Here is a 9,869-nt window from a genome sequence, read left to right as displayed (position 1 = left end):
TCGGATAACGAGACGGCCGGGGTGTCCGTTGCCCGTGGGGCCGTTGCTTAGGGTGAAGCTCCGAGCGTAGGACCGCGACGGAAGCGGTTGCGTAGACGTGACGTCGCAAGGGAGCGCCATGGCAGAGGGACGCGAGCCGCGTACCTACATCGTGCTGGCACTGCTGCCCTTCCTGGTGATGGCGCTGGTGGCCGGCGTCGATCTGCTGGCGGGGCCCGAGGTGGGGTTCCTGCCGCTGGTCTCCCTCGGCCCCGCCTTCGCCGGACTGGTCGGCACCTGGCGGCGCACCGTCGTGGTCGGCGCGCTGGCGATGGTGCTCTGCGGTGGGCTGGGGCTCTACGACGACCTCCTCATGACGCGGCGCGGCTACACGGCTCTGGCGTCCGTCGCCGGGGTCACCGTCGCCGGTGTGGTGGCCGCCATCATGCGGGGGCGGCGCGAGGAGGAACTGGCCAGCGTCCGGTCCATCGCGGAGGTCGCCCAACGGGTCCTGCTGCGGCCGGTGCCGCGCAGCGCGGGCCCGCTGCGGGTGGCCGTCTCCTACACCTCCGCCGTGGCCGAGGCACGCATCGGCGGCGACCTGTACGAGGTTGCCGCGGGGCCGGACCGGATACGGCTGATCGTCGGTGATGTGCAGGGCAAGGGGCTGACGGCGGTGGAGACCGCCTCCGTGGTCCTGGGCACCTTCCGGGAGGCCGCCTACGAGGAGCCGGATCTCGCCGCGCTGGGGGCCCGGCTGGAGCGCAGCGTGGCGCGCGAGCTGGAGGACGAGAGATTCGTGACGGCCATCGTCGCGGAGGTGCGGCCCAAGGAACGCACCGTCGTCTTCCTCAACCACGGCCACCCGCCGCCGATGCTCGTACGCCGCGACGGCACCGTCGATTTCCCCCGGCCGGACACCTACGCCCTGCCGCTCGGTCTGGCCGCGCACGGTGGGGAGCCGCCCGGCCTGTTCAGCGCCGGGTTCGTCCCGGGCGACCAGCTCCTCCTCTACACCGACGGGGTGACCGAGGCCCGGAACGGCGCGGGGGACTTCTACCCGCTCAAGGACAAGGGGTGGCTGCTGCGCTCCGGTGACGCCCAGGCGGCGCTGGACACGCTGCGCCAGGACGTGGACCGCTACACGGGAGGCGTCCAGGACGACGACGCGGCGATGCTCCTGGTGCGCTACCGCCCCGGGCGCGGCCCGGGGCGTGACTGAGGCCACGGGGCCGAAGAACGCAGAAGAACGCAGAAGAACGCCGAAGAAGCAGGAAGCGGTAAAAAGGGGACATGGCCGAGCGCGGAGACCCGCTGCAGGGTTTGGACGACGTGGACGCGGTCACGCGCGCCGTGCTGACCGCTTCCCGGGTGCTGGTGGCGGTGTCGGCCAGTTCGTTGGCCGAGGTCGAGGACCGGGTGACGCTGCCGCAGTTCCGGATGCTGGTGGCCCTCTCCTCGCGCGGTGCCACCAAGCTCGTCGCGCTGGCCGACCTGCTGCGGGTGGCGCCCTCGACCGCCATGCGGATGGCGGACAGGCTGATCACGGCCGGGCTCGTGGACCGGCAGACCAACCCGCACAACCGCCGGGAGACCCTGCTGACCCTCACCGACGAGGGGCGGCGCACCGTCGGGACCGTCACCTCGCGCCGCCGCCGGGAACTGGCCGCCGTCGTGGAGCGGCTCGCCCCCGGCCAACGCGCCGCCCTCGTCGAGGCGTTGACGGCGTTCAACGAGGCGGGCGGCGAGCCGGCGGTGCCGCCCACGGACATCGACGTCCCGTATCCGCTCGGCTGGGCCGACCTGGCGCAGCCGGCCCCGTCCACCGGGCCCACCCCATCGGCGCCGGCCTCCCCGCGCACGCCCTCGGAACCGCACTGACGCCATCGGGGGCGGCGCCGGGCGGCACCGCCGTCACACCAGTGCCGACTCCTGGGCCGGAGCCGGGGCGGTACGGGTGTGCAGGGCCCGCAGCGCGCTGCGGTGGCTCAGCCAGCCGACCGGCGCGCCCTTGTCCGCGTCCAGTACCGGCATCCCGCTGTCCACCGAGTCCGCCAGCGTGTGCAGCGCCGTGGCCAGTGGCTCGTCGGGCCTGACGGCGGGGGGCCGCCGGGCCAGGTCGCCGACCGTGGCGGGGGCGCCCTCCGGCTGTTCGGTCAGCGCCTCGGCCACCGCCCGCGTGGTGACGACCCCCGCGTACCGGCCGGCGGGGTCCAGTACCGGGAGCGCCCCGTTCCCGGACAGGCTCAGCACGTCGGCGGCCTCGGTGAGCGGGGTCGTGGTGGTCAGCGGCTCGGGCAGCGGTTCCATCACGGCGCCGACCGACTGGCCGCCCAGCGGCGCTCCCTGCGCCGGGCCGTCCAGATCGATACCGCGGCGCCGCAGCTTGAGGGTGTAGATCGTGTCCCGGGACAGCAGTCGCCCGGTCGCGGTGGCCAGCGCGATCGCCAGCATCATGGACAGGATGATCGAGTACTCGCCGGTCAGCTCGAAGAGGATGACCACGGCCGTGATCGGCGCCCGGGAGGCCCCGGCGAAGACGGCGCCCATGCCCACCAGCGCGTAGGCGCCGACGGCGCCCGCCGTGCCCGGCAGCAGCCGGTGCAGCACCGCGCCGTAGGCGGCGCCCAGCATCGCGCCCATGAACAGGCTCGGTGCGAACACACCGCCGGAGCCGCCGATGCCGATGGTCACGCTGGTCGCCAGGATCTTGCCCACCAGCAGCACCAGCAGGAAGCCGATCGCGTACTCGCCCTCGGTGGCGTTCTCCAGCACCGGGTAGCCCACCCCGTACATCTGCGGCAGGGCGAGCAGCAGCAGGCCCAGCACCAGCCCGCCCGCCGCGGGCCGCAGCCACTCGGGCCCGCGCCAGGCCCAGTCGCAGGCGTCCTCGATCGCGTACAGGACGCGCGAGAATCCCACTCCCACGGCCCCGGCCAACACTCCGAGCAGGGCGAAGAGTCCGTACTGGCCCAGGTGGTCGACGTGGAAGGGCGGCAGTTCCAAGAAGGCCACGTCTCCGAAGGCGGCCCGGCCGATCACGCTCGCGGTGACGCTGGAGAGCACCGCGGCGCCGAACGCCTCGGCGCTGAACGTCATCAAGATCAGCTCCATGGCGAAGAACACCCCGGCCAGCGGTGCGTTGAAGGTCGCCGCGATGCCGCCTGCCGCGCCGCACGCCACCAGCAGCCGCATCCGCCCCTCGCCGGCCCGCACCAGGCGGCCCAGCGTCGCGCCGAGGGCCGAGCCGACCTGCACGATCGGCCCCTCCCGGCCCACCGAGCCGCCGGAGCCGATGGTCAGCGCGGAGGCGAGCGTCTTGACGACGGCGACCTTCGGGCTGATGCGCCCGCCGCGCTGTGCCACCGCGAGCATCACCTCCGGTACGCCGTGCCCGCGCGCCTCCCTGGCGAAGCGCTGCACCAGCGGTCCGTACAGCAGCCCGCCCACGACCGGGGCCAGCACCACGAAGAAGGGGCCCAGCCAGGTCAGATGGGGATGGGCCGAGCCGGGGTCGGCGGCGTAGTCGTCATGGCCGGACAGGAGCCGGGTGAACTGCTGGATGCACCAGCGGAACACGATCGAACCGACACCGGCTCCCGCGCCGGTGAGGACGGCCAGCAGCAGCAGTCCCCATGGCGCGGAGCGCATCCGTGCCCTCGTACTCCTGTTGCCACCTGTCCGTGCACCGACCATTCCTGCTCCTTTCTTACTTTTGCATTATGCAAAGCTTGTCAAGTACACGGACGGTGCGCGGGGCGGTGATGTCCGGACGGGACGGTTCGGCTTGCCGTGAGGGAGGTACATGGTTGTCAGGCACGTACTTGCCAATCTGGAAAGTTCATGCCTACTCTGAAAACAGATGAGCGACCGACTGCACGGGAGGCAGATCATGGAGGCAGCGGAGGCACGCTCCGCGCTCGCGCGGCGGGACGCGGTGCAGCGGACCGGACGCCGGGCGCACGCCGACTGGTACGCGCGGTATCTGCTGGGGTTCCTCGGCTACACCGTGCTGCTGCTCGGCGCCGCCGCGGTGGCCGGTACCGAGCCCGCGGTGGCCGTCGCGCTCAACGCCGCCGGCGCGGTGGTCGGTGTGGCGGCGATGGGATACGCGGGCACCCGCCCCGTCGTCACCCGCGACTTCCGCCGCTTCCATCTCGTCTTCAGCCTGGGCTGGACGGGGCTGTACGTGGCGGCCGTCGTCATCGGCTCGGTCTGGAGCGGGGGCGCACCGCTGCTGTGGTGGCCGGCTTCGCTGGCCGTGCTCGCCGGGTGGACCCTGGGGGCGGCGTTGCTGGTGCGCAGGGCGGGAGCGCGGTGAAAGGCGCACGGCACCCCCGGCACCGGCTGGAGCCGCTGCTCCAGTCCCCGGTGCGGTTCTCGGTGATGGCGGCGCTGGCTTCGGCCGAGCGGCTGGAGTTCCGGTTCGTCCGGGACGCGGTCGAGATCAACGACTCGGCCCTCTCCAAGCAGTCGGCGGCACTGGAGGAGGCGGGGCTGGTCGAGGTCGAGAAGGGCTATCTCGGCAAGCGGCCCCGCACCTGGCTGAAGGCCACCCCGAAGGGCCGTGAGGTCTTCCAGGAACACTGCGCCGGTCTGCAGGCGATCGCCCGGGGCCTGGCGGCCGACCCGCCGGCGGAATCCCTCGACCGGCCGACGGGCGGAGAGGGCTGAGTCCCTGTCAGGTACCGCCGCCGGGCACGGGGGTAGAAGAACGGAAGGCGGGGAGCGATGCTTCGCCCATCGCTCCCCGCCTTCGTATTGCCTGCGCGTCTTTTGTGTTTTCTTGCGCGAATATCCCCGTCAATGCATGGTGAATTACGCGGTGCGGCGCACCGTATGTACTTCGCGCAGCGGCGCCGACCGGTTTTCCCGGCGTCGCCTGGAACGTGAGGGTATTGCTTCGCAGTGGCAGAGCAGATCCATCCGCGAGAGAATGTCGTGCGCCACCGGAACCATGCGCCTACCCGCCTCGGTCAGGTTCATGCCTCCGGGTGTGCGCCGGAACAGAGGCTGGCGGGTGTGGACTTCGAGCTGGCGGATCTGGTCGCTGATGCTGGCGGCCGAGTAGCCCAATTCGGTGGCGGTCCTGGTCACACTGCCCGTCCGCGCGCAGGTCACGAACGCGCGAAGCATCCGATCGTTCACTGAGTCTCCCCGTGTGGCAAATCATGCAAACTCGGTGTGTAGCGGACACAAGGGCGCCCACCTGTGGTGGTGTCCGGGCGTGGGAGGTCATCCCGCGGTATCCGCCTGGTCGGACGGCTTACTATTCCCCGTAAGTCCCGGGAGACACAAGCACACTGACGGGTAGCCGGTTCCCGCTACCGTCGAACTCCCCCCGTATGTCGCCGGGTTCCCGTATTCGGTCTCTCCGAACACCCCTTGCCGCGCGTTCCGCCCAGCGGCCAGCATTGCTCGCGATCACCGCCGACCAGTCGACCTGCCGCATAGCGCACAACGCCACGACGTATTGCGCGGGACGTGGGGATGCAGCGTCAAATGTTCACGATTCAAGAACGCCGCGAACAGCCGGATTCCGAGCCCGATCACGAGGCCGCCGAAGGTGGCGCCTCGCCTGCCCTCGCAGTCCGGGAACTCACCGTCCGCTATGGGGACTTCACCGCAGTGAACGATGTGGAGTTCACCGTCGGGCGCGGCGAGATCTACGGTCTGCTGGGCCGCAACGGCGCGGGCAAGACGAGCACCATCGCGGCGGTCACCGGATTGCTGCGGCCCGCCGCCGGCCGGATCGACGTCCTCGGCAGACCGGTCGGGCCCGGCCGCCACAGCTCCGCCCGGCTGGGCGGCGCGCTGGCCCTGCAGCCGCAGAAGACCAGTCTCTTCCCCCGTCTCCAGGTCGACGAGACGCTCCACATGTGGGCGTCGCTCTATCCCGACCCCCGCCCGGTGCCCGAGCTCATCGAGGAGCTGGGCCTGGCCGACCAGGCCCGCACCAGGGCCGCCAAGCTCTCCGGCGGCCAACAGCAACGGCTGCTGCTCGCCACCGCGTTGGTCGGCAACACCCCGCTCGTCGTCCTCGACGAGCCGACCACGGGGCTCGACCCGCATGCCCGCCGCGACGCCTGGGCCGTCATCAACCGGGCCCGCGCGGGCGGCACCACCTTCCTGCTGAGCACCCACGCCATGGAGGAGGCCGAGGAGATGTGCGACCGGCTGGCCATCCTCCACGACGGCCGGCTGCGCACCTCGGGGACACCGGCACAGATCGTGCGGAGCCTCACCCACGGCAGCACCGTCACCGTCCGCTCGGCCCAGGAGGACCTGCTCGCCGCCGCCCGCGAGGAGTTCGGCGCCGACGCGGTGACGGCGCAGACCCAGGGCACCACGCGGTCGAGCAACGGCGGCGGCGTCCCGCGGTTCTCCGTGGCGACCGAGCCGCCCGAGCGCGCCGTCGCCTGGTTCGAGGAACGCGCGCCCGCAGCCGACGTACGGATTCATCGCCCGACGCTGGAGGACGCGTTCTTGGCCGCGACCGGCACCGGGGCGCCCGGCCCGGACGAGGGGAGCGAGCAGTGAGCACCGTCCCGACGAGCCGCAGCCGCCCCGACACCACCGCCCGCACCCCCGTCCCCGCTTCCCCGGCCCCGCCCGCCGCCGCGCCGCCGCCGGGGCAGTTCAAGGCGCTGGCCAAGGGCATGACCAAGGAGCTGGTGCGCGACCCGATGGCGCTGTTCTTCAGCGTCGTCTTCCCGGTGCTGCTCGCCGGGCTCTTCGTCGCCATCATGCAGCTCACCTGGGCCGGCGGCCCGTACAAGATCGCGGTGGTGGGCAGCGGTACCCAGGCCGCCCAGCTGCGCGACGCGCTCGGTGACGGCTCGAAGGTCGCCGCCGTCGACTCCCCGCGCGACGCCCGGGAGGGTACGGACGCGGTGATCGCGCCGTCCGCCGACGGCGACAGCCTGCGGCTGGTCACCGACCCCGAAAGCCCCTCGGTCGTCTCCGCGGTGCGCGACGTGCTGCCGCAGACCGGCTGGGAGGGCCGGCACCTCGACGCCGTGGGGACCGACGGCAGTCCGCCGTTCGAACCGATGCCGTTCGTACTGCCCGGTGTGCTCGTCTTCGCCCTGATGTCGCTCGCCCTGAGCGCCACCGCGGGCACCCTGGTGTCGCTGCGCGCCAACGGCACCCTGCGGCTGCTGCGCACCACACCGGCCAGGCCGCAGGCCATCCTCACCTCGCTGCTGCCCGCACGCGGCGCGCTCGGTCTGGCGCTGCTGGCCGTCGCCGGGGCGATCGCCACGGTGCTGGGGCTGCTGACGCCGCTGTCCGGGCTGACCATGCTGCTGACGACGGTGCTCGGAATGTGGCTGCTGATGTCCGTGGGTTTCCTGCTCGGCGGCACCCTGCGCTCGCCCGAGCTGACCAACGCCATCTCTGGACTGCTCACCCCCCTGCTGCTGATGGGTTCCGGCGTGCTGTTCCCGCTGGAGCTGATGCCGGACGGGCTCGCGGACGTCCTGTCCTGGAACCCCGTCGCGCTGCTGGGTGACGCGCTGAGGCACGACGTCACCGGTGGCGTCACCCGGCACGCGCAGTGGCTCGACTGGCTGCTGATCGCCGCCACCGCCGCGCTGTTGACCGTCGTGGCCGTCCGCGCCTTCCGCTGGGACACGGAGAAGAAGAGCTGATGAATCCGAATGCGACCACCACGCTTCCCGGGCCCCGGGAAGCGGCCGACGCCACCGCCGCGGCCACACCCGAAGCTGCCACGCCCGCCGCTGCCGCATCTGACGCGGCCGCATCCGACGCGTCCGCGCCCGACGCGGCGCCGCCCGCCTCGCTGCGCCGGATGGGCGATCTCGTCTCGCCGTACGGCCTCGTCAGCGGCGCCGCACGGCTTCCCGGCAGCCCCGGCGACCCCGACTTTCCCATCTTCACCGCCTCGCTCGGCGATCCGGGACATGTGCTGACCGGGCACGAGGACTGGGACCTGGGGGCCGAGCACGGCAACTTCGACGGCGCCGGCGGCGATCTGTCACCCGAGCGGGCCGCGCTGCTGGCGGTCGCCGAGTCGCTGGAGCGCTACTCCTCCTGCGCCCGGGACGCGGGCCGCACCCGCTGGGCGACGGCCGCCGAACTGGGCGACGAGGCGGTGCCGCTGGACGCCTGGCCCAAACTGTCGGCCGCCGAACTCGCGGCGGGCGGACACGGGCTGGTGGGCCCCGACCCGGACGCGCCCCTGCGGTGGGTGCGCGGCTGGTCGTTCACCCGGCGGCGGCCGGTCTGGGTGCCCGCGGTCCATGTGTGGCTGAAGAATCCGCCCGAGGCGCTGGGCGAGCGGATCAGCCACCCCGTCTCCACCGGCTGCGCCGTCCACACCGATGTGACATCCGCGGTCGTCAACGGGCTGCTGGAGGTCGTCGAACGCGACTCCATCGCCCTGACCTGGCTGCAGCGGCTACGGCTGCCCCGGCTGACCGTCGAGACCGACGCTCTGACGCCCACCCAGCGCCGGTTCGTGGAACGTGCCGCCAACCCGCATGTGCGCACCCGGTTCTACGACGCCACCACCGATCTGGGCATCCCGGTGATCTACGGCGTGCAGCTCGCGGACCACGATCCCCAACTGGCCCAGGTCGTCGCCGCCACCTGCGAGCCCGACCCCGGCGACGCCATCGCCAAGCTCCACCGCGAAGCCGCGTCCCTGCGGATCGCACTGCGGCACCACATCACCAACTCGGCGGGCCGGACGCGATCGGCCGCCGAGCCGGGCGAGGGCGGGGAGCAACTGGTCGATGTCGTCGGCGGTGCTGCGCAGGCCGGGCCCCTGGCGGCCCGCGACCGCTTCGCGTTCCTGCTGGAGGGCGAGCGGGAGGAACGGCCGCTGTCCGCGCTGCCCCGCCCCGCCGCCGCCGACCCGCGCACCGTCCTGGACTGGCTGCTGGAGCGACTGCACGCCCGGGGCTGCGAGGTCGTCGCGGTCGACCTGACCACCGACGAGGCCCGCCAGGTGGGGGCCACCGTCGTCCGGGTGACGGTGCCTCAGCTGATGCCCCTCTCCTTCGTGCACCGGGCCCGCTATCTGGGCCATCCGCGGCTGTACGAGGCACCGCGCGCCATGGGCCACCCGGTGCTGGACGAGGACGAGATCACCCAGCTCCCACAGCCGTTCGCCTGACCCCGCCGTCCCCCTCACCGGCGCGCACGCGCCGTACGCGCCACCGGCGCACCGCCACCACACCACCGGGCAGGAGAAGCGATGCACACCGGAACGACCGGTCCCCGCAGACCGCTGTTTCTCGCGGCGGGGTCCTTCGGGCACGCCGTCACCGAGCGGCTGGCCAAGGCGTACGCCGGCGCCGTCGTCATGGGCGTCGACGAGGGCAGCCACCCCAGCTTCTGGCCGGTCGGCGACCTGCTGGTGCTGGTCACCGACCACCCCAGGCAGACGCTGGCCGAGGCAGTGGAGTCCTCGGCCTACGCCTGGGGCGTGCCCTGGTTCCCGATCGAGCTGGAGCCCACCGAGCTGCGCTGCGGCCCGGCGGTACGGCCCGGCGACGGCGCCTGCCACCGCTGCTTCATCCGGCGCCGCGCCCAGCACGACCGCTCGCCCGTCCCGCGCGCGGCCGGCACCGATCCGACGCGGGTCACCGGCTACGCACCGCACCACGTCGGCATGGCCGTCGCGCTGGCCCGCGCCGCCGTGCACGATCTCTTCGACGGGCAGCGCGACCGGGACCAGGAGCGCGACGAGGTGGAGCACCCCGCACGGGTGCGTTCGGTCAACCTCGCCGACGGCAGGACGGCCCGCAACCACGTCGTCGCCGTCGACCAGTGCCCCCGCTGCCGCCCCGCACGTGACGGCGGGGACACCTCGTGGCGGACCTTCGAGCGGCTGACGGCCGCCGCACCGGTGGGGAGCTGAG

The 9,869-nt window shown here is 72.8% G+C and carries 10 protein-coding genes; 8 read left to right on the top strand and 2 right to left on the bottom strand.

What is annotated here, in order from left to right; all coding sequences use genetic code 11:
• The first annotated feature begins 118 nt into the window (after nt 1–118).
• A complete protein-coding gene (locus KBY19_RS04170) occupies nt 119–1,201 on the top strand; it encodes a PP2C family protein-serine/threonine phosphatase (RefSeq protein ID WP_210965180.1) in 1,083 nt (360 codons plus the stop codon).
• 71 nt (nt 1,202–1,272) lie between these two features.
• Nucleotides 1,273–1,860 carry a MarR family winged helix-turn-helix transcriptional regulator gene (locus tag KBY19_RS04165; protein ID WP_247690579.1) on the top strand — a complete coding sequence of 196 codons (588 nt, stop codon included), beginning with the start codon at nt 1,273–1,275 and terminating at the stop codon, nt 1,858–1,860.
• A 33-nt stretch (nt 1,861–1,893) separates the two neighbouring features.
• On the opposite strand, the gene KBY19_RS04160 is transcribed toward KBY19_RS04165, so the two are convergent.
• Nucleotides 1,894–3,606: a chloride channel protein gene (locus tag KBY19_RS04160; protein ID WP_210965206.1), complete on the bottom strand. Its 1,713-nt coding sequence runs from the start codon at nt 3,604–3,606 to the stop codon at nt 1,894–1,896.
• Between the two features lie 235 nt (nt 3,607–3,841).
• Between KBY19_RS04160 and KBY19_RS04155 the strand changes: the two genes are divergently transcribed.
• Together KBY19_RS04155 and KBY19_RS04150 are read left to right on the top strand one after the other, a co-directional pair.
• Entirely contained in the window at nt 3,842–4,300 is a 459-nt protein-coding gene (locus KBY19_RS04155; RefSeq protein WP_099881064.1) for a hypothetical protein, read from the top strand.
• Nucleotides 4,297–4,653 carry a transcriptional regulator gene (locus KBY19_RS04150; RefSeq protein WP_307842291.1) on the top strand — a complete coding sequence of 119 codons (357 nt, stop codon included), beginning with the start codon at nt 4,297–4,299 and terminating at the stop codon, nt 4,651–4,653. The genes KBY19_RS04155 and KBY19_RS04150 overlap by 4 nt, the downstream gene beginning before the upstream one ends.
• Nucleotides 4,654–4,797: 144 nt before the next feature.
• On the opposite strand, the gene KBY19_RS04145 is transcribed toward KBY19_RS04150, so the two are convergent.
• Nucleotides 4,798–5,127 carry a LysR family transcriptional regulator gene (locus tag KBY19_RS04145; protein ID WP_210965179.1) on the bottom strand — a complete coding sequence of 110 codons (330 nt, stop codon included), beginning with the start codon at nt 5,125–5,127 and terminating at the stop codon, nt 4,798–4,800.
• A gap of 354 nt (nt 5,128–5,481) precedes the next feature.
• Here KBY19_RS04145 and KBY19_RS04140 point away from each other — a divergent pair, with 354 nt between their 5' ends.
• From KBY19_RS04140 to KBY19_RS04125, 4 genes are all read left to right on the top strand, one after another.
• Nucleotides 5,482–6,519, top strand: coding sequence for an ABC transporter ATP-binding protein (locus KBY19_RS04140; protein ID WP_210965178.1), 1,038 nt, complete (start codon nt 5,482–5,484; stop codon nt 6,517–6,519).
• Nucleotides 6,516–7,631 carry an ABC transporter permease gene (locus tag KBY19_RS04135; protein WP_099881058.1) on the top strand — a complete coding sequence of 372 codons (1,116 nt, stop codon included), beginning with the start codon at nt 6,516–6,518 and terminating at the stop codon, nt 7,629–7,631. The genes KBY19_RS04140 and KBY19_RS04135 overlap by 4 nt, the downstream gene beginning before the upstream one ends.
• On the top strand, nt 7,631–9,121 hold the full coding sequence (locus KBY19_RS04130) for a YcaO-like family protein (RefSeq protein ID WP_210965177.1): 1,491 nt from the start codon (nt 7,631–7,633) through the stop codon (nt 9,119–9,121). The genes KBY19_RS04135 and KBY19_RS04130 overlap by 1 nt, the downstream gene beginning before the upstream one ends.
• An 81-nt stretch (nt 9,122–9,202) precedes the next feature.
• Complete coding sequence (locus KBY19_RS04125) at nt 9,203–9,868, top strand: TOMM precursor leader peptide-binding protein (RefSeq protein ID WP_099881054.1); 666 nt, start codon at nt 9,203–9,205, stop codon at nt 9,866–9,868.
• The last annotated feature ends 1 nt before the right edge of the window (nt 9,869 follow it).

The sequence above is a fragment of the Streptomyces sp. B15 genome (assembly GCF_018070605.1).
Lineage (GTDB): Bacteria > Actinomycetota > Actinomycetes > Streptomycetales > Streptomycetaceae > Streptomyces > Streptomyces smyrnaeus.
The sequence above is the reverse complement of the archived record's forward strand: the minus strand, read 5'-3'. Positions and strand labels throughout refer to the sequence as shown.

Excerpts from the sequence above, each read along its gene's own strand:
- KBY19_RS04170 (WP_210965180.1), top strand. The coding sequence starts at position 119 with ATGGCAGAGGGACGCGAGCCGCGTACCTACATCGTGCTGGCACTGCTG.
- KBY19_RS04165 (WP_247690579.1), top strand. The coding sequence starts at position 1,273 with ATGGCCGAGCGCGGAGACCCGCTGCAGGGTTTGGACGACGTGGACGCG.
- KBY19_RS04155 (WP_099881064.1), top strand. The coding sequence starts at position 3,842 with ATGAGCGACCGACTGCACGGGAGGCAGATCATGGAGGCAGCGGAGGCA.
- KBY19_RS04140 (WP_210965178.1), top strand. The coding sequence starts at position 5,482 with ATGTTCACGATTCAAGAACGCCGCGAACAGCCGGATTCCGAGCCCGAT.
- KBY19_RS04130 (WP_210965177.1), top strand. The coding sequence starts at position 7,631 with ATGAATCCGAATGCGACCACCACGCTTCCCGGGCCCCGGGAAGCGGCC.
- KBY19_RS04125 (WP_099881054.1), top strand. The coding sequence starts at position 9,203 with ATGCACACCGGAACGACCGGTCCCCGCAGACCGCTGTTTCTCGCGGCG.